Annotated in this window: 26 protein-coding genes and 1 pseudogene; 14 read left to right on the plus strand and 13 right to left on the minus strand. The window is 33.7% G+C overall.

The genetic code is table 11. From position 1 onward, the window contains the following. The first annotated feature begins 159 nt into the window (after positions 1-159). The 7 genes from R2I74_RS01635 (at position 160) to R2I74_RS01665 (ending at position 5,947) form a co-directional block, all read left to right on the plus strand. Positions 160-1,401 (plus strand): AmpG family muropeptide MFS transporter, encoded by a 1,242-nt coding sequence (locus R2I74_RS01635; RefSeq protein ID WP_316353364.1) that lies wholly within the window; start codon positions 160-162, stop codon positions 1,399-1,401. Next, positions 1,398-2,780: a sodium:solute symporter family protein gene (locus R2I74_RS01640; protein WP_316353365.1), complete on the plus strand. Its 1,383-nt coding sequence runs from the start codon at positions 1,398-1,400 to the stop codon at positions 2,778-2,780. Before R2I74_RS01635 ends, R2I74_RS01640 begins: the two co-directional genes overlap by 4 nt. Before the next feature lie 128 nt (positions 2,781-2,908). After that, the gene (locus R2I74_RS01645; RefSeq protein ID WP_316353369.1) at positions 2,909-3,328 is read left to right on the plus strand and encodes a LexA family protein; all 420 of its coding nucleotides are present in this window, start codon (positions 2,909-2,911) and stop codon (positions 3,326-3,328) included. Positions 3,329-3,385: 57 nt separating this feature from the next. Beyond that, positions 3,386-3,805 carry a LexA family protein gene (locus tag R2I74_RS01650; RefSeq protein WP_316353371.1) on the plus strand — a complete coding sequence of 140 codons (420 nt, stop codon included), beginning with the start codon at positions 3,386-3,388 and terminating at the stop codon, positions 3,803-3,805. A gap of 52 nt (positions 3,806-3,857) precedes the next feature. Beyond that, positions 3,858-4,295, plus strand: a complete 438-nt coding sequence (locus tag R2I74_RS01655; RefSeq protein WP_316353373.1) for a GNAT family N-acetyltransferase — start codon at positions 3,858-3,860, stop codon at positions 4,293-4,295. 103 nt (positions 4,296-4,398) lie between these two features. Next, complete coding sequence (locus tag R2I74_RS01660; RefSeq protein ID WP_316353376.1) at positions 4,399-5,391, plus strand: ribonucleotide-diphosphate reductase subunit beta; 993 nt, start codon at positions 4,399-4,401, stop codon at positions 5,389-5,391. A 241-nt stretch (positions 5,392-5,632) separates the two neighbouring features. Then, positions 5,633-5,947: a Na+/H+ antiporter subunit G gene (locus tag R2I74_RS01665; protein WP_394355810.1), complete on the plus strand. Its 315-nt coding sequence runs from the start codon at positions 5,633-5,635 to the stop codon at positions 5,945-5,947. A gap of 32 nt (positions 5,948-5,979) precedes the next feature. Here the strand turns inward: R2I74_RS01665 and R2I74_RS01670 are convergent. After that, positions 5,980-6,350, minus strand: a pseudogene (locus R2I74_RS01670) (helix-turn-helix domain-containing protein); the annotation flags it as partial. A 142-nt stretch (positions 6,351-6,492) separates the two neighbouring features. On the opposite strand from R2I74_RS01670, the gene R2I74_RS01675 reads away from it, so the two are divergent. The 5 genes from R2I74_RS01675 (at position 6,493) to def (ending at position 9,459) form a co-directional block, all read left to right on the plus strand. Beyond that, positions 6,493-6,876: a transposase gene (locus tag R2I74_RS01675; protein ID WP_458693307.1), complete on the plus strand. Its 384-nt coding sequence runs from the start codon at positions 6,493-6,495 to the stop codon at positions 6,874-6,876. Beyond that, positions 6,873-7,589 carry a transposase gene (locus tag R2I74_RS01680; protein WP_316353378.1) on the plus strand — a complete coding sequence of 239 codons (717 nt, stop codon included), beginning with the start codon at positions 6,873-6,875 and terminating at the stop codon, positions 7,587-7,589. Before R2I74_RS01675 ends, R2I74_RS01680 begins: the two co-directional genes overlap by 4 nt. A gap of 117 nt (positions 7,590-7,706) precedes the next feature. Next, positions 7,707-8,536 (plus strand): IS5 family transposase gene (locus R2I74_RS01685; RefSeq protein ID WP_316353078.1). Its coding sequence is split into 2 segments (ribosomal slippage): positions 7,707-8,097 and positions 8,097-8,536, totalling 831 coding nucleotides; the frame shifts between segments, so codons are not numbered across the junction. Positions 8,537-8,676: 140 nt separating this feature from the next. After that, positions 8,677-8,805, plus strand: a complete 129-nt coding sequence (locus R2I74_RS01690) for a hypothetical protein (protein ID WP_316353380.1) — start codon at positions 8,677-8,679, stop codon at positions 8,803-8,805. Positions 8,806-8,904: 99 nt separating this feature from the next. Further along, positions 8,905-9,459, plus strand: coding sequence for a peptide deformylase (gene def, locus R2I74_RS01695; RefSeq protein ID WP_394355811.1), 555 nt, complete (start codon positions 8,905-8,907; stop codon positions 9,457-9,459). A 207-nt stretch (positions 9,460-9,666) separates the two neighbouring features. Here the strand turns inward: def and R2I74_RS01700 are convergent, their stop codons facing one another. From R2I74_RS01700 to R2I74_RS01715, 4 genes are all read right to left on the minus strand, one after another. Beyond that, positions 9,667-9,936, minus strand: coding sequence for a hypothetical protein (locus R2I74_RS01700; RefSeq protein WP_316353384.1), 270 nt, complete (start codon positions 9,934-9,936; stop codon positions 9,667-9,669). Between the two features lie 64 nt (positions 9,937-10,000). After that, positions 10,001-10,186, minus strand: coding sequence for a hypothetical protein (locus tag R2I74_RS01705; RefSeq protein WP_316353386.1), 186 nt, complete (start codon positions 10,184-10,186; stop codon positions 10,001-10,003). A gap of 2 nt (positions 10,187-10,188) precedes the next feature. Beyond that, on the minus strand, positions 10,189-10,536 hold the full coding sequence (locus R2I74_RS01710) for a hypothetical protein (RefSeq protein WP_316353388.1): 348 nt from the start codon (positions 10,534-10,536) through the stop codon (positions 10,189-10,191). Between the two features lie 42 nt (positions 10,537-10,578). Then, positions 10,579-13,710: a Tn3 family transposase gene (locus R2I74_RS01715; protein WP_316353390.1), complete on the minus strand. Its 3,132-nt coding sequence runs from the start codon at positions 13,708-13,710 to the stop codon at positions 10,579-10,581. Positions 13,711-13,846: 136 nt separating this feature from the next. Here R2I74_RS01715 and R2I74_RS01720 point away from each other — a divergent pair, with 136 nt between their 5' ends. After that, positions 13,847-14,497 carry a recombinase family protein gene (locus R2I74_RS01720; RefSeq protein WP_316353392.1) on the plus strand — a complete coding sequence of 217 codons (651 nt, stop codon included), beginning with the start codon at positions 13,847-13,849 and terminating at the stop codon, positions 14,495-14,497. A gap of 36 nt (positions 14,498-14,533) precedes the next feature. Here R2I74_RS01720 and R2I74_RS01725 read toward each other — a convergent pair whose 3' ends face one another. From R2I74_RS01725 to R2I74_RS01760, 8 genes are all read right to left on the minus strand, one after another. Beyond that, positions 14,534-15,217: a hypothetical protein gene (locus tag R2I74_RS01725; protein WP_316353394.1), complete on the minus strand. Its 684-nt coding sequence runs from the start codon at positions 15,215-15,217 to the stop codon at positions 14,534-14,536. 246 nt (positions 15,218-15,463) lie between these two features. Then, entirely contained in the window at positions 15,464-16,588 is a 1,125-nt protein-coding gene (locus tag R2I74_RS01730; protein ID WP_316352999.1) for an IS91 family transposase, read from the minus strand. A 213-nt stretch (positions 16,589-16,801) separates the two neighbouring features. Next, positions 16,802-18,403, minus strand: coding sequence for an Npt1/Npt2 family nucleotide transporter (locus R2I74_RS01735; RefSeq protein WP_316353395.1), 1,602 nt, complete (start codon positions 18,401-18,403; stop codon positions 16,802-16,804). Positions 18,404-18,776: 373 nt separating this feature from the next. Then, positions 18,777-19,058, minus strand: a complete 282-nt coding sequence (locus R2I74_RS01740; RefSeq protein WP_316353398.1) for a DUF6980 family protein — start codon at positions 19,056-19,058, stop codon at positions 18,777-18,779. Next, on the minus strand, positions 19,016-19,195 hold the full coding sequence (locus R2I74_RS01745; protein ID WP_316353400.1) for a hypothetical protein: 180 nt from the start codon (positions 19,193-19,195) through the stop codon (positions 19,016-19,018). Before R2I74_RS01745 ends, R2I74_RS01740 begins: the two co-directional genes overlap by 43 nt. A gap of 397 nt (positions 19,196-19,592) precedes the next feature. After that, positions 19,593-19,889 (minus strand): DUF6980 family protein, encoded by a 297-nt coding sequence (locus R2I74_RS01750; protein ID WP_316353402.1) that lies wholly within the window; start codon positions 19,887-19,889, stop codon positions 19,593-19,595. Then, positions 19,871-21,541, minus strand: coding sequence for a tetratricopeptide repeat protein (locus tag R2I74_RS01755; RefSeq protein ID WP_316353404.1), 1,671 nt, complete (start codon positions 21,539-21,541; stop codon positions 19,871-19,873). Before R2I74_RS01755 ends, R2I74_RS01750 begins: the two co-directional genes overlap by 19 nt. A gap of 151 nt (positions 21,542-21,692) precedes the next feature. Then, positions 21,693-21,854, minus strand: a complete 162-nt coding sequence (locus tag R2I74_RS01760; protein WP_316353405.1) for a zinc-finger domain-containing protein — start codon at positions 21,852-21,854, stop codon at positions 21,693-21,695. A gap of 88 nt (positions 21,855-21,942) precedes the next feature. Here R2I74_RS01760 and R2I74_RS01765 point away from each other — a divergent pair, with 88 nt between their 5' ends. Then, complete coding sequence (locus R2I74_RS01765) at positions 21,943-22,722, plus strand: 3-hydroxybutyrate dehydrogenase (RefSeq protein ID WP_316353406.1); 780 nt, start codon at positions 21,943-21,945, stop codon at positions 22,720-22,722. Positions 22,723-22,802 lie beyond the last annotated feature (80 nt).

Below are 22,802 nucleotides of genomic sequence, written 5' to 3' on the forward strand. Positions count from 1 at the left end.
CTCGGGATGACAATGGTTTTTATATTTATCAACGCTCCAAGTGAAAGAGATATATATAAGTCAACCTAGGTGAGAGTCTAAATTTTTAAGTTAAACATATACTTTATAATATTTACTTGATAAGGTGGTGCAAACTGTCTTATCTAAGTAAATAAATCCATGTTAACTAAAGACAAATTATTTATTATTTGGTTATTTGGTGCAACTAGCGGGTTCACCTTAATGATTAGCGGTAATACTTTAAATTACTGGCTAGCCAAAGAAAATATTGACATTCGTGCTATTGGTATATTTGCCTTCATCTCTATCCCCTACGCTATCAATTTTATTTGGGCGCCGATTTTTGATACTAAAACTCTTGGTTTTTTATCAAAGCTATTAGGCCACCGATTATCTTGGATTTGTGTGCTACAATTCACTCTGGCATTATTTGTATTGTTTCTAAGCAAATTATCACCACAACATAATTTATTATTATTTGGAATCTTAGGATTGATTATCTCTTTACTAAGCTCAGCGTTGGATACTGTCCTTGGCGCTCTTAGGACTGAAATTATTCCTAAAGAATCTCAAGGGGCAGCATCAGGCATATACATATTTGGTTATCGTATAGGTATGTTGCTCTCAAGTTCGGGTGCTATATATTTGTCTGCCAAAATTGGTTGGCAGCATGTATATATGATCTTTGCTATATTAATAATATTTTTATCTAGTTTATTAATAATAACCTTATATAACAAAAATTATCAAGAGCCACCTACCAACTTTACAGCATCAGTAAAAAATAAGAATATTTTTAGTTTTATTAATAATATCTTAAAACCTATAGGCTCTTGGTCATATTTGAGTTTAATTATAATTTTTCTAATATTGTATCGTTTACCAGATAATTTTATCAATACTATGATTAATCCTTTTCTAATTCATCTTAGTTATAATGAGTTCGAAATTGCTAGTGCTGGCAAGTTTTTTGGTATTAGTGCTGCAATAATTGGCGGACTCGTAGCCAGCCATATTATGAACAAACATAGCATTCAAAATAGTTTATTAATATTTGGTATTTTACACGCTATAGCTCATAGCCTATTTATTGTACAAACAATATTGGGTAATAATTTAATTTTACTGTTTATCGTCATTGGCTTTGAAAGTATAACTGGAGGGATGACCATGGCTGCTTATATTGCTTATATTGCTTCTTTATGCCATGGTAAATTTCGAGCAACTCAATATTCTTTCTTTTCGAGTATGATGGGACTTTCAAGATCGATTTTTCCGACAGTCTCTGGATATATAGTAATTGAGTTTGGTTGGCAGAATTTTTTTCTTTTTGTTACAATTATGACCATCCCTTCTCTATTATTATCATTTAAGTTAACTACCATGCTCAAAACTTCATGATAGATAATATTATCGTATTTGCTTATTTATTAATTATACTTGGGATGGGGATATATTATCGTTCGCGCTCAAATAATTTCAAACATTATGCCAATCTCCAAGGTTCAAAAAATACCTCCAAATTAATCCTAGTAGCGACGATATTTGCCTCCTCAATTGGCGGTGGCACTACTTTTGGTATTTCAGAAAAAGTTTTTGCAAGTTCTGCTGCTTATACTTATGGATTAATATTAACAATCCCTATAGATTTTCTAATTGCCATCTATATTATTCCAAGAATTATCAAACATCACGGAGCTGAAACTGTCGGCGATATTATGGCTAGCTATTACGGTAAGCCAGGTAGATATGTTGCAGGAGTAGCAGCAATGATTGTGTCTATCGGATTGCTTGCAGCGCAAATTAGTGTTAGTGGACGTATTTTTCAGTATATATTGGCAGTTGATTATATTAAGGCGGTGATTATAAGCTATGGTATAGTCATAATTTATACTACTATAGGAGGCTTGCGTTCTGTGGTATTTACTAATGTGTTACAATTTTTTGCGATGATTTTAGCTATACCAGTCATTAGTATAGTGGGTATTCATCAAATAGGGATATATAATTTTATTGAACAATTACCCACCAATAAAATTCTCTTTGATAATTCAAACACTCTACTGCAAGATACGATTGCGGCAACAGCTGGTTTTGCGGTGATGGGACTATATCCTAGTTTTATTCAAAGAATTCTAATCAATGCTAACTATAAAGAAACTAGTAAAGCTATCTATATAAAATCATTCATATATGCTCTGTTTCTTATATTTGTAACCACAAATGGCCTGATCGCCTATCATTTATATCCAGAACAAACACCACAGCAAGCATTGCCATACCTGATTGAGCAAATTATACCAGTAGGTTTACAAGGATTTATCATTGTCGGCTTACTTGCTGCAGTGATGTCTACTGCTGATTCTGATTTAAATATAACTTCAATTACTTTAGTTAAAGATTTTTTAAGTCCGATCTTTAACCTCAGTAATCAAGGACAACTATTACTAATCGCTAGAATTGCCAATATAATTATCGGCAGTAGTGCAATAATCATCGCTCTTAACTTTGCTAGTGTTGTTGATTTAGTAGTATTTATTGCTGGCTTCTGGAGCCCAATGATTATTGTTCCACTGATTTTCGCCTTATTTGGAGTTACCATATCTCAAAAAATGATGATATTTAGCAGTATCTGTGGTGTATCCAGTTTTCTACTCTGGGAAAAATGGCTCGCTAATTGTCTGAATTTAAATCTAAAAGGCGTGTTTATTGGTACTATGGTTAATCTTTTGGTCTTTATGATAGCAAAATGGTTGTTAAATAGGCAAACAAAGAGTTAATTGCATTTTCTCTAAAATTTCTCAACAATTTCTGGCTTATGCAAGAGATCGATTATAAATAAATGTTTGCTTAAATTTCTTGATTCTTATATTCTTGATTTACTATTAAATAATTGAATTAAGATTTTATGAAAGTAACCAAAATCTCACAAGCTTCGATTACGGATGAATGTGAAATACCATTCTTTGATATGAAAGTTCAAGCTGGCTCTCCTTCTCCTGCTGACGGACATATGTGCAATAGGCTTGATCTGAATAGGCATCTGATTAAGAATCCTAATGCTACTTTTTTTGTTCAGGTAACTGGTGAATCTATGATTGATGCTGGAATAAAAGAAAATGACCTACTTGTCGTTGATAGAGCAATAGAAGCTACCAACAACAAGATTGTAATTGCTGTAGTTAATAATGAGTTTACAGTTAAGAGATTAAAAATAATTAACAATGAAGCATTTTTAATGCCAGAAAATACCAAGTTTTTACCTATAAAAATGGAAGAAGGTTCCTATATTTGGGGAGTTGTTACTAGCGTTATCCAAAAATTCTAAATTTCATAAAATACTACCATTTAAGGTTTTTACAATTTAAATATGTTACAGTCGCATATGGAAATAAACAAAATTCTATTCTGTGCTATTACAGAACCATGCCCTATACCATTCTTTAATATGAAAGTTCAAGCAGGGTCTCCTGCTGCTATTGATAATCCAACTTTTATAAAACTTGATATAAGCAAACATCTAATTAAGAACCCCAGTACTACCTTTTTTGTTCAGGTAACTGGTGAATCAATGGTTGATGCTGGAATATATGAAAATGATTTACTTGTGGTTGATAAGTTTATAGAGCCTATTAATAATAATATTGTAATTGCTGTAATTAATAGTAAATTTACTATTAGAAGATTAAAAATTGATAATACTGGTATTTTTTTAGTTACCGAAAATACTCCACTTTCTTCTACTGTGGTAGATGAAGATTGTTATATTTGTGGGGTGGTTACTAGCATTGTACGACAATTATAATAACGTATAATAACGGCTATGCGAAAGTTAGCTGTAACAAAAAGAAGATTTCATGAATATATTGATTTACAAGATCTTACCAGATCAAGACATAGAAGAATGTCTAAAAATTCGTAGAAAAGTTTTTATAGAAGGCCAAAACGTTCTTGAAGAAGAAGAACTAGATGGACTCGATTGCGATGGCGATCACTATATAATCCGATTAGATGATTTTGTATCAGGAACTGCTAGAATAAGATATATACAGAATAAAGCTAAAATTGAACGTGTTGCTATACTTACGGAATACCAAGGCCAAGGGCTTGGCAGAAGATTAATGGAATATCTTCTAAAAGAGATCAGAAATTCTGACAAAGTAAAAATAGCAACTCTTGGAGCGCAGACACATGCAATCCCATTTTACGAAAATCTTGGATTTACTATTTGTAGTGACGAATATATAGAAGCTGGTATACCTCACAAAGATATGCAAATAATACTAAGCTCATAAAAATTATACCGAATTGCCTTAGTCACTAAGCTCGCTCTTAGTCAATGACATGTTTGGAGACAAAAATACTACGCAATGATTAACACTAGGGAGTTTTTTATTTATGTCTTTACTTGATGCTCGTCCGATCTATAAGCCGTTTTCTTATCCATGGGCCTATGAGGCGTGGCATATTCAACAAAAAATTCACTGGTTACCTGAAGAAGTTCCACTAGCTGACGATGTCAAGGATTGGAAATATAATTTAAGTCCCGGGGAAAAACACTTGCTTACTCAGATATTTCGCTTCTTTACGCAAGCAGATATTGAAGTAAACAACTGTTATATGAAGCACTATTCTAGAGTATTCAAGCCTACAGAAGTGTTAATGATGCTCTCAGCATTCTCTAACATGGAAACCATTCATATCGCCGCCTATTCTCATTTACTTGATACAGTAGGAATGCCAGAGATAGAATATCAAGCATTTATGAAATATAAAGAAATGAAAGATAAATACGATTATATGCAGCGTTTTGGAGTGGAGACCAAACATGATATTGCAACAACCTTAGCAGTATTTGGTGCCTTTACTGAGGGTTTACAATTATTTGCTTCTTTTGCTATATTATTGAATTTCCCACGTTTTAATAAAATGAAGGGCATGGGGCAAATAGTTACTTGGTCGGTACGCGATGAAACGCTACATACTAATTCAATTATACTATTATTCAAAACTTTCGTCCGTGAGAATCCAGAAGTATGGACAGAAAGTTTACGCAGTCGTCTATATGAAGCTTGTGCTACTATCGTACATTTTGAGGATGCTTTTATTGAACTTGCGTTTGAAGTAGGTGGTATTCAAGGTCTAACCGCTCGTGAGGTAAGACAATATATACGTTATATTGCTGATCGCCGATTGATGCAATTAGGGCTAAAAGAAATATACCTAGTGGATAATAATCCTTTACCGTGGTTGGATGAAATTCTGAATGGAGTTGAACATACTAATTTTTTTGAAAACCGAGTTACTGAATACACCAAGGCAGCAACGACCGGTTCCTGGGAAGAAGTATTTGTGGAAATGGATGAAGATAAGCAGCAAAAGCTACTGTGAATATTTTTAAAATCTGTGTGTTGTCTCTATCAAGATTTTTGCACACTTTAGTACAAGCATACGTGTCAAGAAGCTAAGGAAATGAAGCGACACTGAGCAATTTTATCCGACTTCTCCTAAATAAGTTCTACAAAATGCATTTGAGTTGGAGAAGTTTAGCTCGTGATATATATTATAAAGTGGATACATATTATAAGCATATGAATCAAGCTTGCCTCGCCATCAAACAAAAGTATGATTTATGAGTATTATATTAACATTAATTGGCTGGGGATTAATAATATTCAGTCTATTTGTAATTTTCTCTGCAATTATCGGTTTATTCAGATTTCCTGATTTCTATACAAAAATCCATGCAGCAGGGCTTATTGATTCTTGTGGGTTACCGTTAGCACTAATTGGCCTTAGCTGTTTACAGCATAATTCCTTGACCAGTTTTAAATTAATACTGGCGGCCATTGCGGTGTTATTGCTAAACCCAGTGGCAACAACTGCTTTAGCTAAAGCGGCTTTATTGGCAAAATCAAGATTACCGGAATTACATAATAAAAATTAAAAATAGACCTCTTGTATAACCTAGAAGTAGTGTTCCATAACCTGTTCTAGAAAATCAAGTGTATTTATCGCAGTTCGTCGTTTATATAAAGCTAGCTTTGTATCTAGTGCAATCATCTATAGCGGTATATTGATATAAGCTACTTACAATTTTACAAACGTCCATCTGCACTCGTTCCACTGGAAGCTTGCAGTTATACCTTTTGGCTTGTTTACGATAATACCTTTTCTTGAGGCTTGCGACTAAGCTCTTTTAATCCTGTTATACCTTCTTCTGCATAACGTTTTAACCATTTGCGTAAGTAGGTCGAGAAATGCCACATCTGCGACATACAATCCCTGCGTCTTTTACTTCTTGATATAACTTTAATCCAATCTAAACGCGTTTTTTGTAATTTATCCATTCATGGATTTTAGCACATCTAAAATTTGACTATTATTGTGCTTTTCCTTACTACATGACAATTTTAGATAAATGAGTACTAAGGGGTTGAATTTTGGTAATAATCCATGATGATAATCAAAAGCAAATTAATGAAACAGCATATGAAAGATCATTCAGTTCCTTTAGTTGAGTTATTACAAAAACATATCTCGCTTAACCTATCAAGAGCAAAGTGCTTAGGAATATTTATTATTGCAATGCTTAACTGTAGGACGGTAAATATGGCAATTTTATGCAATGCGATGCCGTCTGAGATCAAAGCGTCATCATGGTATAGAAGGATGCAAAGGTTTATATCTGAGATCTCAATATCGTGGAAAGTATTACCGTTAATGTTGGTTGTTATGACAGGACTTGAAAAGCAGGAGAAATGGGTGTTATGTCTAGATAGAACCAATTGGAAGTTTGGTAAACGATATATAAATATTCTGTACTTAGGTGCTAGCTTTCATGGTATAGCCATACCCCTTTTTGGAGTTTTTTGAGTGATAAAAAATGCGGTAACTCTGATTATATTGATCGTATTGATCTGATGGAGTGCTTTTTAACGGTATTCGATAAAAGCCGAATTGAAGCACTAACAGCTGACCGAGAATTTATAGGTAAGAAATGGCTTGCTTGGCTCAAGAATAATCAAATAAAACACGTTCTTCGCGTCAAAGAAAATGGGCAATATATAAGTAACTCAAGAGGAAAACTGGTTAAGATAAGGGACTTATTCCGTCCTTTAGCTATAGGCTCTCAGGTGAGCTTACGTCAGCGAAGAATCGGTAAAAAAGGTGAGCTGTTTGATATAGTAGGAGTAAGAAATAAAAACGGAGAACTTGCCGTTCTAATCCATAGTGAAAAAATAGAAAATCCTGTTGAGATATATGCCCAAAGATGGCAAATCGAAACAATGTTTAAAGCTTTTAAGTCAGCAGGGTTCAACTGTGAAGCAACCCATATAACCGATGATTTACGACTAGATACGCTAATGCAAGTAATGGCAATTGCTTTTTGTCTAGCTTATCAAACCGGTGAGATTATAGTTTTAGATAAACCAGTGATTATAAAAAAGCATGGTTATAGACAAAATAGTATATTCCGTATCGGTTTAGATACACTAACTACCATATTACATAATATTTTTGCTAAATTAGAACGTTGGATACACCTACTGCGAGTAATATTTCAACCTCCAGAGAAAGCCAAATGAAAAATTGTCATGTAGTAAGGTGCTTTTCTAAATAAAACAATTTTAATGATATAATAGACCTCTTTCGAAACTGGACTAAATATGCTATAAAGTCGAATTTACTTAATTTAGAACTATATGAGATATAAAAATTTAAGCATTTTATCGGAAGAGCATTTTAGAAGATTAACTGGGGTAAGAAATAGTACATTCGAAAAGATGGTAGGGATTTTAAAGACAGAGAAACAAATAAATAGGAGGTACCAAGGTGGCAGAAGAGCTAGTCTTAGTATGGAAGACAGCCTATTAATGACACTTGAATATTTAAGGGAATACCGTACCTATTTTCATATAGCTAAGAATTATGGGGTTAGCGAAAGCAGTGCATTTAAAACAATTCGTTTTGTTGAAGACACTCTAATAAAACATCCGGATTTTGCTCTTCCAGGTAAGAAGGCTCTAGTTAAAAGCGGTATGGAGTATGAATTAGTTTTAATAGATGCTACAGAAAGCCCTATAGAGCGACCCCAAAAAAACAGAAATACTATTACTCAGGTAAAAAGAAAAGACATACGTTAAAGACTCAAATAGTAGTAGATAAGAAAAGCAAACGAGTCATATGCACTTCTTTTTCCAATGGTAAGCGTCATGATTTTAAATTATTTAAAGAATCAAGAACCCATATACTGCCTGAGGTTAAAGTGATTACTGATACTGGTTATCAAGGCTTACAGAAGATTCATACAAATTCTGAGCTACCAAAGAAAAAGAGTAAAAAGAATGCTTTAACCAAAGAAGATAAGAAAAATAATAGAAGTTTAGCAAGTGACAGAGTATTAAATGAAAATGTTATAGGTATGTTAAAGCGTTTTAAAATAATTGCTGATAAATATCGAAATAGACGCAAAAGATTTGGTCTTAGGTTCAATTTAATTGCTGGTTTATATAATTGGGATCTTGGTAAATGAGTTTCGAAAGAGGTCTAATATATATTAATATTTTCACATATTCATGTGTTATCCTAAACTTACGTTTGTAGAATCAATCTCACTGCATATCACCGCATAAATTAAGACATTTTTTATTCACCTGGCTTAAAAAATAAGGTGTGGAAGATGTCTTGATCCAGCCATATTCAGGACATGAAAGTCGTCAATCTCTAGAGATATATTCGAAATTATCTATTGGTAATGCACAGAAAGAATATGATAATGTAATCAAGAAATTTCCAGTTTAATAAAAAGTGACCTCTCATCGCTTACTCCGTAACACTGGATCAAAAATGATTTGCAAAAATTGCAGCTATATTTTATACCTACTACTAGTATTTATATAGATGAGCAAAATGGTGGAATATTTAAACTTGGTTTATGCTCCAAACGATATTTTTAGACAGAAAGCGGCAATTATAACAATTATTGACGATAACATCAGAACTTTGGCTGATCAGATGCTGACTACTATGTATACTGAACGAGCTATTGGCCTAGGTGCTAATATGGTAGGTGTACTTAAGCGGATAGCAGTTGTTGATCTTCAGGAAAATGGTATACGCACTCCTTATATATTAGTTAACCCAGAAATCAATTGGCGTAGCACTGATACTCAAACATTTAACGAGTCGTCACTAAGCTTTCCTGGTATTGCTGCCGAAATTACCCGGCCTAAAGCAATTCAAATGACCTATCTAGATTATCATGGAATTCCACAGACATTAGAGGCCGAAGGTTTGTTAGCCACTGTAATTCAGCATGAAATTGATTATTTGGATGGCAAGATATTTTTAGACTATCTTTCGAAAATGAAACAGGATCTTTTGTTAAAGAAAATGATCAAATATCTAAAATTAAACCCACCTCATATTCATGGCGCACATTGCCATCACCATTAAGATAGTATACTGGCAAATTGTTCAAATATGTGGTAAATTGTTGTATAACTAACATAGTTTCTTATGTAACGTCTTGCTTGAACCAAAGGCAAAGCAATCCAGAAAAGAAAATCCCGCTTTAACTGGATTGCTTCACCTTTGGTTCAAGCAAACAGAAATATCAATCTAGCAAATTGTTCAATATAACGATAAAAGTCTAATTCCTAATCAGTAATCAATACCGCTATCACCTATATAATCAACATTTGCATCGCTGTTATCTGAGCTAAAGAATATTGCTGCTGATTCATTCAGTTCATTAATTAAGCTCATGTTGTGGTGAGCATTCTTAAGAAAACCATTGGAATCATCTAAATAACCAGCAAACTGTAGTAACGATTTACATGTAATTTGGTCAATTGGATTAGTTTGATGGTTTTGAAGAATCGGTAATAAAACATTTTTTACATAACCTTGAAAACTCTGTATTTTTGGCATAGTTAAAGAAGAGAAACAATAACTTTGAATAAAATTAGCTATAAATTCTTTTACATATATTTCATCATCGTGTGACCTGCCCCTCGCTCCAGTTAGTCAATTTGTACGTGTCTATTATAGCTTTATTTGCTACAAGTCTATCAATGTGTTTAGCAAATTCTTTTTCTTTTTTACCGTTAATAATTTTAGAATAAGGCTTAAAACTATTATCAAAGAATTCGCCACACGCTGCATGAGTAGCTTCGTGCATCATTACGCAAAAAGGTAAATCAGCGTCATTGAAGATGCAAGTTCGTCAGCACGCTTAATTGTTATAAAATAATCATTTCGACTAGTTACTCCAGCCGTGTCAATACCCACTCCAGGGATATCATTTGTTCCTATGTATATTTGGTGCTTACCTAATCCATATTCTATAATTTCTGTAATAAGCTTATTCTGACCCAAGAATTTCTGCAACCTAGTAACGATGTTCTCAATAAGCTGTCCTTGATGTTCAAATTTTGTGTGGATATTATTAATAACTTTTTCAATAGAAGGGCTAATATCAGCATTCCTATACTCAATCTTGGGTGCATCAATGTGGCGTCCGAAGCACAAATCCCCGCCAATAAACCAAAATGCCCTGTATACTTTATATCTCTAGGTGTATAAGGTTGTTTTTAGGTTCTTTTGTAACTGTGCAATTATATCCTCAATATTTATTGTACTTTTTCCTTGTAGGAATACATATTTGCCAATAAAGTTTATGTGTTCCCACCTTACTGGTGATATGCTGTTTAAATAGTTTATTCCTTCTATATTTCCTTGTGCAATGCACTCTGCAAGTAGTTTATCTAGTATAATTGCATTGTATAATATTATAGAGTTTGCTAGTAATCTAGAGCATTGATTCCAGACCTCGTTCTCTAAAATGGTCTGTCCTCTGAACTTTCCACTATGCACTTTTGCTATAGCTCTACGTAGCTGGTGGTAAGACTCAACCCTGTTTAAAGCTTTACGAATTTGACTACGTAAAATATCATCATCTATGAAATCCAGTAAATAGATGCTTTTCAGTATTGAATCATATTCCCAAAGAGCTGTTTTAATTCTGCTATATCTTTTATGAGATGACAACTTACTTATGATTGTAGCTTGTGTTGACTCTTGGGTAGCGAGTGATACAAAAATTCTTTGAATATTTTCCCATTCCTCTGTGATAAGTTTTCTATTGGCGAGTTTAGTAGGTTTGATAAAGCAGTCTTTATAAAGGACCAAAGGTTTCATGCTCCTGAGACTTTTGACTTGTTCTTCCGGATCAGAAAAATTTGGCATAAATAATTTGCTTATGGAATCAAGCGCAGCAAAATTGACTCTGTTGATTGAATGCATGTCTCCAGATACAGCGTCTGGATCAACGTCAGAAGTATTATTATATATAATGTCGTAGGTATAATGGCTCTCATGTTCATTGGCGCCAATAATCTTGCAATTGATCGGTACATGGTTGAGTACCATACTAAATGGGACAATACCTTTTTTTAAGCCAAAATATTTTGGAGAGTATCTAGCTTGCATAGTATCTAGCCTTGTTTCAAACTTTTGACCATCTACTGCAGCCAGTAACTTATCTGGTAAAATGTTCCACGAATTAAAAACCTTCAGACTTGCTATTTTGTTACTGATAATATCGTTAGCTTCTCGTAAATTCTCTAGGCTCAAAAAGTTTTTTTCTATATTACTCAGAGTGCTATAGCTTATATCACAACTTCGCGACATGCGATAAGTACCAAAGCTAAACCCGTTTGCTACAATGCATGCAATGATTCCTTCGTAATCAGCTTTTTGCTTAGAATAACGTGGTTTAATATGATCAAAAGCTTCACAGAAGTTGGTTTGTTCGTTGATAAAATATAGTAATTCGCTGATATTGATATTTGGCACTCCAGCAAAGAAATTGTCATCTTTCTCCTCTATAGTAGGGTTGATTAAATGCCATTTGTGCTGTGTTTTCCCATCCTTATCAACTTTGTCATCTTTAGTCTTGCTCTCTTTTATTTTAATGTGACTGTTTTCTTTACTGGCAATTTTTCTATTCACTTCTAGAATTTTTGTATGAAGTTTTACCTCTAACTCATTAAGTCTTTGTTCTATGTTGACTGCGATATTAGGATAGTTCAGTTTTTGTAGGAGTTCGTCTTTATTTTGCCATACCTTATCAGAGACAAGATCTGCACTCAGGCTTTTGTATTTGATACTTTCGTTACAAAAAATATTTCCTTTATCAATTTCTTTCGCAATAGATTGATATAGATAAAACTCATATTTATCAGGATGATAAGCATTGATCTTGGTAGCTTTGTCTGAGTTTGTTCTTGCTTGCTTTGTACTTTCAGATTTAGCAGTACTATCATTTTTTGCAATATGTAGATACTTTCTGATATTTTTTGGGATAAATTTATCAGGAAATTTATCTGTAGCTACTTTGCTCAAGGGCAAGTCTTTATCAAACACATCCTTCAAGAATGATATGGCTTGCATTAAATCATCATCCTTTTTAATGCTACAAAACTCTATCGATCTGAATAGCATACGGAGGTTGCCCTTGATACGCTTAGCCTTATTAACATAGAATTCCCATTTAGCAGACTCAAAGTCAAAGGATTGTCCCGCAATATAGTCAGCTGTTGGTAGATACTGAGTTTTAGGAAGAATATTGTACGCAGATTTCCAAAAATTTGTATGGTCTATTTGCTCTGCATCTTCTCCCATAAATCTTAATAAGCTACTTACTTTTGGTAAATTATTGTTATAATGGATTGTATGGAGTACGAGCTGCTGATTAGCGTATTCATTGGCTTCTTGAATGAAGTTGTTATTATAATAGATAAAACTGGTAATTAAATTATTGATGATTTCTTTGTATCTCTGATTAATGTAACATAGCAAACATAGTTTTATAAGAGGCCTGCTAAGTTTTTCTAATCTGTAAATATTGTATTCATCTGCAATACCAGCATAGTACCTAATGCATTTAGGTGATATTTCAAGTTTATCTATTAGCTGTTTAGATAGTTTATAATATTCTGAATACGTAAGAGACTTAGCACATTCTGCTTTGAGCTCTAAATATTTAAAATTCTTTGGTTCTATCTTGAGTATTGATAAATTTACTGTAGAACCTGATTGAGTCATATTTGACAAAAAGGTCTCAAAGGCTTGAGATATATTACTCGTAAGGATATTGTCTATACGTTTAAATTCGATGCTGATTGCTAAACTTATGATGCCCTGTAATATAGTATAACTTGGCAATGTGATTTGTCTTATCTGAATCTGAGACAATAGTTCCCTAAAAATATCTAGATGATTTGCATGAATACGAGCTAAAAGTAGAGCTTGTTCTACAAGCTCTTTGTGTGCCTTATCGTTGAAATCTCTAAAATTTAGTAAAGCAAGAATCTTCTTATTAGTTTCCTCTTTTTTTGCCTTCAGCAATATACTTTTGTGTTTATTTTGGATAGTAAAATACTGAGTCAATACATAATCTAAGTCTTGTTGGACATCTTCGTAATTAAAAGAAAATAACCGACCTTTGGCTTTAAAATAGCCAAGTTGTAATATTGCATAAACTTTAGAAGAAATATCAGGAATTTTTTCAACAAACTGTCTCTCTTTCTTATTTAAAGTAAAGAAAACAATCTTTTCTTCTAATGTAAATTTTGGCAAAGAATAAAGATCATTGATTTCAGCTTCGCTTAAAATTTTGATACGTTTATAACCTGTAACCATAAAATTATAACTTTTTGTATAGGATAAATCGACCGTTAAGAGAATGCTGTTTTGTAGGTGCGTTATATGTTATATAGTATATATACTATGTATAGTTTTCTTCTAATACTAGAGTTAAAACTTAACGGGCTAAAAAATGACCAAAATTATTGCTTATATTCGTACCTCAACAGATAAACAGGAATTAAATAATCAAAAACTTGCAATATTGGAATATGCACAAAAAAATAATTTAAAAATAAATGAGTTTGTTGAGATTCAAATGTCTTCTAGAAAAACTCCTAAACAGAGGAGAATCGAAGACGTCTTAGAAAGACTCTCTAGTTCTGATATGTTGATTGTAACAGAGCTTAGTAGACTTGGTAGAAGTACTCCTGAAGTTATAGAACTGGTCAATGCGCTAGTTGCAAGAAATGTCAGGGTGGTAATACTTAAACAAAACCTTGATATCAGCAAGCAGGATATGAATTCCAAAGTTACAATTACCTTGTTTGCATTATTTTCGGATCTTGAACGCGATCTGATTAGCTTACGTACCAAAGATGCCCTTGCACTCAAAAAGTCTCAAGGACAAATACTAGGTAAGCCAATTGGAACTCTACAAAAAAGTAAGTTTGACAAAGATGCCAGCAAAATTATAGAACTCTTAAAACTTGGACTTTCAATAAGAAAAATAGCAAAATTCTTTGGTTACAAGAATCATATCTCACTCAACACTTATATTAACAAAAGACATTTAAAAGACGGAACTTTAAATGATCAGAGCGGGGGCTTGAAAACAGCCTGAAACTCTATATCTCAAAGGGTGTAGAGAGTAGTTGGTTTATCGGCGGGGATTTGTGCTTAGAACCCCAATGTAGCTAAAATCATATCCTTTCTCCAAAGCTTTATTTAATAACCATGATTTAAGTTTTTTAGAAATATCGCTTCCAAATATCATGCTTTCAAATGCTTCTTTATGCTGCAGATTGGCAAAGTCAAAATAGTCAAATACATTGCCGTCAATACCTTGATTTTTAACCAACACTGCAAACGCTGATGTTAACAGGTTGATGTTGATATTTTGCAAATTTAAAACAGCTGATGCTACTTCGGGATATTCTATAGCATACGACAAACGTTTAATAATTTGTTCATCATCCACATATTCTGCTAATTTTAGTTTAAAGCCTTCTATTTCAAATAAATTACCTAATAATGCTTTAGGGTTAGAGCTATCGCACACATAATCTATTATGCAACATAAGTCATTTAAGTCAAAAGAATTAACAATCATTGGAATCGTTAATACTTCTGATGTTAACAGTTTATCCAGCAAATTATATTTAGCAGCCAATGGTACAAACATAGGCATATAATGAACATCTGGGTTAGCGCACAATGTATAAAATAGATCCTGAGGATTTTTTATTATGTGTTCTAGATATTCTAAATTTTTTTGCTCTATTGCTGCTTCCCTGCGTTGCTCTATTTCCTGCTGTTGCAGTTCTAGATTATGTTTTTGCAAGTTGGTTTTCTTTGACTTTAGAGTAGTATGTTTTAGTATAGGAATTTCAAAAATTTTACCAAAAATATTTTTTTGAAAATTTTAAAATTTTCTTTAAAAATTTGGTTGTTAAATTGTGATATTAGAAATTATTGACACTTGTATAAAAATCTTCTCTTAAAATCTATCTCAAAATAGGCCAATTTTTTAAAATTATATTAACGTGGCGTGAAGCAACGGTTCACCATATGAATATCACCGAGGCGTTCACAATAATTCATTGATCTTCACTAATAACAAGGGTGGAGATAAACCGTAATAAACCTGTCTCAGGCTCATAAATTGATTACAGTTTGGACAAGATAACGGATCTTTTTTAAAGTTTAACCAAATCATTAATCTCCAGTTCAATGACTTGATTTTCTTAGGTATAATTTGGTTTATCGCCTTATATACAATAGGTAGTTGTATTCCTCTAGTTCTGTTAGATAAAAAGCCGTAGTACCTTATTATTCGAAAATAACGATCGGGTATGTGCATAATCAGGCTAGATATAAACTGCAGTACAGGCATTGTGACGTGATCAATCGTGTTATTGTAGTGGTCAAGAAATCTAAACGTTACTTGCAGTCCATCATATTCCTCTATTCTTGCCTCAGAAATAGGAGGTCGTTTTATATATCGCCCTAAATAGTTTATGTTGCGTTTATGATCGTCTGATGGTTTTTGCAAATAAACATACCAACTGATTTCATATAGGCCGATCATCCAGTTGTTAAAATCGCCATCATTTTGATATTTCGACGGTAATTTCAAATTACTTGAGGCGTATTCTGAGCGAAATAACTCAAGAATTCTATGTCTCCACATTTTTTTAATAGGCTCGGCAGGGAAAAATAATTTACGCCAATTACCCTTGCTATCTATACCGCCGCAAGTAACCGATAAATGGATATGAACATTACGTTTTAAATCTCTACCGAAGGTGTGCAGGGCAGTAAATATAGCGACTACAATCTTTTTCTTTGTTGCTATTTCCTTAATAATTCCGGCGGCAACAGCAGAAATTAATCCAAACAGATTGCGATTAAGCCAAAATATTGGCCATAATGAGTCGGGCATTGTAAATGTAATGTGCTGCCAACGTGTCTTTGGTAGAACATTGGTAGCTTTACTTATCCATTGATCTGTTTGCTTCTTACCGCAACGAGAACAAAATCTACCTTTACAACTAAATACTACTGATTTACCGTGATCACATGTAGGGCAGCTATAACTCTTAAATCCTAAATATTTCGTTCCGCACAATATAACTTTAGTAACGTTAAAGATAATACCATACCTCAGCTCGCTATATTTTTCAGTGAAATCGACGCCAATTACCCCGATCAAGAAAAATATGTTTTATAGAGATTCCTTTACCGATTATTTCCATCTTTTACTCTGATTATTTGTAATGACTTGCATATTACCTTTGATAACAGAAGTTGGCAAGAGATGTAAAAAGCTAAGCTGCCACCGATAGGTGGCTTATCTTGTATTTATATAACATAATATAATATAATATAATAATATAAATAATGCAACAAAAATATTAAATTTTATTTACTTTTTTTTTATTGCGATCCTATATTCTTTATCCAACTCCCCTACTCCCCAGATCCATAAAATACAGACCATGGTAAAGATCATCATTAAATAAATAGAAATTGATTGATAACTGGCTGTTGGCAGAATCATAAAAATTAATGACTGCAGTAACGCACTAGCCGATTTACCAATTTTAGTACCAATAACATCAGCTGCTGCTTTACCTTTGGTTTTTAAATCATCATCCAGAGGCACATAAGACATTTCTTTAGTTGAATCAAATAAAGTATATTTACTGGATTTACTGAGAACATTCTGGATAGCACCGATAGTTACCGCCATAATTGCAGGATCAGTGAAAACAAAAGTAGCTACTATTAACGTTGCTGCAACTTGAAAATTAGCAATAGTAAAAAATAACAAACCAGTAACCAAAACCATTATTGGGGTAATAATGGCAGCAGTATACCAGCCTAAGGTTCTGACTATACTTGATCCCAGAATTACAAAGCCCACAGTAAAAATACCGGTATATTTCAGGTAACCACCAACAAAACTGGCAAATTCTGTGGGTGTAGTGTAAACCTTGGATGCTGTTGCTTTCCATGGTCCTTCTACCAAATTAATTGCTAATCCATAACAAACCAGTAAAATGGTAATTAGCATTATATATCGTGAAGATAATACCATTCTTAAACTTTCTCTTAATCCCACCTGAATCTTACCAGCCTTAAACTTTAATTGCTCAACAGCAGAGGCTTCCAATATTTTGTGGTTCAGTAACCAGAATATAAATAATGCGATGATTCCTAAGATCAGTACGGTAATTAATATTATCTGTATTGATAAAACATGATCTGATAATAGTAATAAATTAAACTGTAGTGCAAAATATTGGTTAATATTCGCTAAATTAGATAAAAATTGTCCGGAAACATATAGTCCAGTTTGACCAAGTAAACCAAATAATGGGTAAAATCTTGTCGATTCTTCAACGTTAGTGATAGTATTAACGAATTGCCAAAATAATAATGCAAAGACCACATTAGGCCATAATTCAGCAATGATATAAAATAATGAAAAACTCCAATTTGATAATAACAATATAAACCACTTAAAATTAGGATAGTTACTGATTAATTGCTGAGCATGATCGGTGCTTAAATGCAGTAATTGATGATTTGGAAAAATATAGAAGGCAAATAAAGCAAAAAATGTCAAGAATAAGGATATTATCAGATAAAAAATATATTCACTTTTAACACTACTTACTAATTTGACATAAATTATAGTAAAGCAGAATGCAGCCGGCATCACCCCCCAGAATTTTAGAAATGAAATGGTTTCTGGACCAATCATGGTATTGACTATACTATCTTTTAAAGCTCGAATTAGATTCTGGATGCATAAAATACAGAACATCAATAAGGTTATGCATAAAAATTTTGGTAATTCAGCAGAATTAATTGGCCAAATATAATTGATGAATTTTGTAGGTTTATTTTGAAATTCTACTGAAATTTTAGAAAAAAATTTATTGAATTTTAGATATATTAAGGAATAATTTTGAAAATTAGCAAAAAATGAACGAAAAGAATTTCTATAACATAATGCCATTAGGCCTAACCTTTTCTAATATGTGGCTAGATCTGCATAGTATAGAGTTTTATTAAATTCGTCAATAATTATTTCGGTTCTCGTAGACCTACTATTGAGTTTAGTATTAGAGTAGTCAGCATAACTTTGCCGGACTGCTTGCTGCCTATCCTCGTTTTTATATATTAAAGTCATGCTGAATTTATTTCACTTCGTGATTGTTTCAAGCAGCATCTTATGAGATTATCCACAGATCTCAACAATTATTTACAAGTCCCGAACACAAAGGGTCATCCCGAACTTGTTTCGGGATCTCATCAGAACTTCTAAGATCCCGAAACAAGTTCGGGATAACCAGCTAATTAAGATTGCTCTTACTATAATTAAGTTGTACTCACAACCCACGCTTCTTCCACCATTCTTCGGTTTTGAATTCTTTTGGTAACTCTGCCCATTCCTGAGCAAACACATCATCTAGACCAAAGTTTTCTTTTATAACTTTACACCATTCTTCTGATAAAGATTTTGGCAATTTAGCCCCACACCATGAGCAATAATACATTTCTTGTTCCATACCAAGATTATTACCATGTAAGATAAAATGATAATTCCTTGTTTCAGAGTGATATCTTACTAACTCATGTTCTTCCCTAGGAGAAGTAGAATAATAATCCATATTAGAACAACAGTCTTTACGTCTCGGTAAAGCTTACCATATCTACTATCTCTTGCAACTTTATCAAAATTTCCTTCCTTACTTGGGTTAAATGATTCTTGATCAACCTTATGTTCTTCATCGTCCGGATCAGGCATACCGGAGATAGTGGAATCCTTGAACTTACTTACCTGAGGAAGTTGGTTCTGCTCAAGTTTGCGCCTTTCTAGGATTATCTGATTATAATGCTCATTTTCATTTGAGGAAAGAAAAACCGCAGCAACTTTATTCAGCTCAACGCCACCACTCAGCTACCAGGCCGCTGCTGCCGTGATTGCTGAATTGATCAAGTAAGTGCCAAGCTCCAGAGTTGCAACTCCCATCATTACAACTTGTGTCATTGCTAATTGCGGTTGCGGTGCAATTTCCGGCCGCGGCTGATACTGCTGATATGCAAAATATGCAACGAGACAACCCAGAAGAAAGTAAAAATCTGGATTACTGTTGCTAGTATTTTACATAATAGGCTAGTAAAAATTATACATTACAGTTGTGTTACAATCCACGCTTCTTCCACCATTCATCAGTCTTGAATTCTGATGGTAAACGTTGGTCGTCATAATCATCAAGATGCAATTCATCAAATATGATACTTGCTCTTATAGTAGTTAAGTCTTTTGGTAGCTTATTACCACACCAAGGACAGAATTTTATTTCCTGACCTACGTGATCACTTACTTTTATCAAATAAGAACGAGTTATAGGAATATAAATAATTATTCTCTCTCTCTCCTTAATGTGAAACTGCAATTCATCACAACAGTAATTTGTTTTTAGTTCATTAAATCCCAAGCTCTCCTCCCTTTAACAGCCTCTTTATATAATTCTCCAGTTCTAGGCTCTAATGATCCTTTATGATAATAATTATGGTCAAACACTTCTATATCATTATGCGTATGATCCCATTTATAATATTCTCTATATTTACCACCAAGGTTATTAGTTCTATATCCTTTCTTATAATTCTGCAACTCTCTCCAGACTGGGCTTTCAGCTTTTTCACAATTAAATTTTCTCTCCCCAACCTTATGTTCTTCATCCTCAGGATCAGGCATACCGGAGATAGTGGAATCCTTGAACTTACTTACCTGAGGAGGTTGGTTCTGCTCAAGTTTGCGCCTTTCTAGGATTATCTGATTATAATGCTCATTTTCATTTGAGGAAAGAAAAACCGCAGCAATTTTGTCCAGCTCAACGCCACCACTCAGCTGCCAGGCCGCTGCTGCCGTGATTGCTGAATTGATCAAGTAAGTGCCAAGCTCTAGAGTTGCAACTCCCATCATCGCAACTTGAGTCATTGCCAATTGCGGTTGCGGTGCAATTTCCGGTTGCTGTTGATATTGCTGATATGCAAAATATGCAAGCGTCCCTATTCGTTCTTGTGTTTCTTCTGCAAGCTCCGGATATTCTGCTTTAACTCGCTGAGTAATATTTTCTACTAGTTGCGTATCCTGTTCTGAAATAAAACTTGATAATGCAAGGCGTTCCTGCACCCTCTCAGCAATTCTTTCTCGGTAAGAATCCAGCTCTACCTCCAGCTCATATGGATTTACCATATGTTCAGCTAAATCAGCTTTGGCTACGACATCTTCCTTCTTACTTTTACTTTCTTGTTCCTGTGAAATATGTTGTTCTATATTGAATTGTTGCATCTGCAACTGTGCTGCATCTGCCTGTTGTTGATACACAGATTCTTCTTCAGTACCAGCTAATAATTCAACCAATTCACGACATGATTCAAAATCATCTGGTCTCAATGATACTGCTTGCTTATAATATTCTATTGCTTCATCCTTATTACCAAGTGCCTTAGCAGTACTGGCCAGATACGCATAAGCTGCCGTAAATGACGGATCTAGCGTTATTACTCGCTTGAAACTACTATAGCTTTCAGCATAATTCCGATTACTACCAGTCATGCCATAATTTACTAAGCCACGAGCATAATGCGCATTTACATCATCAGGGTTATAGGCCAGCAATCTTTCAGAGCTATTCAAAATATGTTGAGTATTAACACACTCCATCTGAAACTGATTTAATAACTCCGGATTCTTAATAGCCACAGGATCAATCTGTTTGGCTAGCTTTACGTAACCTTGAGCTTTGGTACGCTCTCCCATAGCTCCATATAAATAGCTTGCACGCAGATAATTGCTGATATCCCGGGGATTTTCTTTGATATTTTGGTGTAATTCCTGCAACGCTACAGGAATTTTGCAAAGAATATGAATATCTTTTGGTGGTATTTTACTACTAATACCTAAACCATTATAGGCGGTGATTACTTCGGCAGTTTTTGTGTTGATGCTGATAACATCTTCAATTGATTTTTTGGGGGATAATTGTTGTGTGTCGTCTGTATTTGTGTCTGTAGACTTGAGTTTAGCCAGTGATTGATGTTTAGGCGATATTGGCTCAGAAACTTCCTTTATATTTTTCATATTGACCACCTACAATAACTTATAGTTGTAATAATTTTATAATTACAACTATAAGTGTATGTATTTTCTAATTAGTAGTCAATATTAATCTTGATGAGTATTATCATGAAAATAGGTGGACTTTAGGGGAATAACAAAAAAATGATTAGGCTTAGTTATTTTGCAGTACAAATTTCTTGCTGCAATATGGGCAAACTATAGAACCATTCTCTGCATCTATCTCCAAATATACTTTGGGATGATCGTAAGGTACTTCTTTGCCTGCGCAAGAAACTGAACTGGTTTTTGTGTTCACAATTTCAACAATGTTCATAAATCTAATGTGATAAAAGGTATTTTTAATAATTAACTTACAATAAGCTGTTACTATAAGTCTTTATTTTAAGTCGGGAGATAATAACATGCAAGATAAAATAGTGGTTATTACAGGATCTACTAGTGGTATTGGTCTTGGAATTGCTGAACATTTAGCTTCACTTGGAAGTAAAGTGGTGATCAATGGTTTTGCTGCAACAGATATAGTCGAACAAATTTGTCTTAAATTAAAAAATTTAGGAGCTACAGATGTTTTTTACCATAATGCCGATTTATCAAAACCGGTAGAAATTACAGCAATGTTCGAGCAAATACTTGAAAGATTTGGTAAGATTGATGTCTTAATCAATAATGCCGGCATCCAATTTGTAGCACCGATCGAAGATTTTCCTCCTGAGAAATGGGAAGCAATATTACGTATTGATTTAATTTCAGCATTTTATACCATAAAATATGCGTTACCGAGCATGAAAAAAAATGGTTACGGCCGCATCATCAATATTGCCTCTGCTCATGCTTTAGTAGCATCTCCTTTTAAGTCTGCTTATGTTGCTGCTAAACATGGTTTGCTTGGACTAACCAAAACTGTTGCTCTCGAATGTGCTGAATATGGAGTGACGGTAAATGCGATATGTCCAGGATATTGCCAAACACAATTAGTACTGGATCAGGTAGCCAATACAGCAAAAGTCAGGGGCATTAGCGAAGAGGAAGTCATCAAGAAAGTAATGCTGGAACCTCAAGCAACAAAGAAATTTGTTAAAATTGCTGAGCTTGCAGCGCTGGTAGAATTTTTATGCAGTAGTAAATCTGCCTCAGTTACTGGTGCAGCTTTGCCAATGGATGGTGGATGGACAGCTCATTAATTATAAGATCAAGCCATCAAGGATAAAATTTCTTTACTTGAGCTGCTATTGATAATATTTTCTTCTAAAAGCAATTTTAT

The sequence above is a fragment of the Candidatus Trichorickettsia mobilis genome, from assembly GCF_963422225.1.
Classification (GTDB): Bacteria; Pseudomonadota; Alphaproteobacteria; order Rickettsiales; family Rickettsiaceae; genus Trichorickettsia; species Trichorickettsia mobilis_B.

Bases quoted from the DNA above. Each gene is read 5' to 3' on its own strand.
- R2I74_RS01635 (WP_316353364.1), top strand. From the start codon at position 160: ATGTTAACTAAAGACAAATTATTTATTATTTGGTTATTTGGTGCAACT.
- R2I74_RS01640 (WP_316353365.1), top strand. From the start codon at position 1,398: ATGATAGATAATATTATCGTATTTGCTTATTTATTAATTATACTTGGG.
- R2I74_RS01645 (WP_316353369.1), top strand. From the start codon at position 2,909: ATGAAAGTAACCAAAATCTCACAAGCTTCGATTACGGATGAATGTGAA.
- R2I74_RS01650 (WP_316353371.1), top strand. From the start codon at position 3,386: ATGGAAATAAACAAAATTCTATTCTGTGCTATTACAGAACCATGCCCT.
- R2I74_RS01655 (WP_316353373.1), top strand. From the start codon at position 3,858: ATGAATATATTGATTTACAAGATCTTACCAGATCAAGACATAGAAGAA.
- R2I74_RS01660 (WP_316353376.1), top strand. From the start codon at position 4,399: ATGTCTTTACTTGATGCTCGTCCGATCTATAAGCCGTTTTCTTATCCA.
- R2I74_RS01665 (WP_394355810.1), top strand. From the start codon at position 5,633: ATGAGTATTATATTAACATTAATTGGCTGGGGATTAATAATATTCAGT.
- R2I74_RS01675 (WP_458693307.1), top strand. From the start codon at position 6,493: ATGAAAGATCATTCAGTTCCTTTAGTTGAGTTATTACAAAAACATATC.
- def (WP_394355811.1), top strand. From the start codon at position 8,905: ATGAGCAAAATGGTGGAATATTTAAACTTGGTTTATGCTCCAAACGAT.
- R2I74_RS01700 (WP_316353384.1), bottom strand. From the start codon at position 9,936: ATGCCAAAAATACAGAGTTTTCAAGGTTATGTAAAAAATGTTTTATTA.
- R2I74_RS01705 (WP_316353386.1), bottom strand. From the start codon at position 10,186: ATGCACGAAGCTACTCATGCAGCGTGTGGCGAATTCTTTGATAATAGT.
- R2I74_RS01715 (WP_316353390.1), bottom strand. From the start codon at position 13,710: ATGGTTACAGGTTATAAACGTATCAAAATTTTAAGCGAAGCTGAAATC.
- R2I74_RS01720 (WP_316353392.1), top strand. From the start codon at position 13,847: ATGACCAAAATTATTGCTTATATTCGTACCTCAACAGATAAACAGGAA.
- R2I74_RS01735 (WP_316353395.1), bottom strand. From the start codon at position 18,403: ATGGCATTATGTTATAGAAATTCTTTTCGTTCATTTTTTGCTAATTTT.
- R2I74_RS01740 (WP_316353398.1), bottom strand. From the start codon at position 19,058: ATGGATTATTATTCTACTTCTCCTAGGGAAGAACATGAGTTAGTAAGA.
- R2I74_RS01745 (WP_316353400.1), bottom strand. From the start codon at position 19,195: ATGCCTGATCCGGACGATGAAGAACATAAGGTTGATCAAGAATCATTT.
- R2I74_RS01755 (WP_316353404.1), bottom strand. From the start codon at position 21,541: ATGAAAAATATAAAGGAAGTTTCTGAGCCAATATCGCCTAAACATCAA.
- R2I74_RS01760 (WP_316353405.1), bottom strand. From the start codon at position 21,854: ATGAACATTGTTGAAATTGTGAACACAAAAACCAGTTCAGTTTCTTGC.
- R2I74_RS01765 (WP_316353406.1), top strand. From the start codon at position 21,943: ATGCAAGATAAAATAGTGGTTATTACAGGATCTACTAGTGGTATTGGT.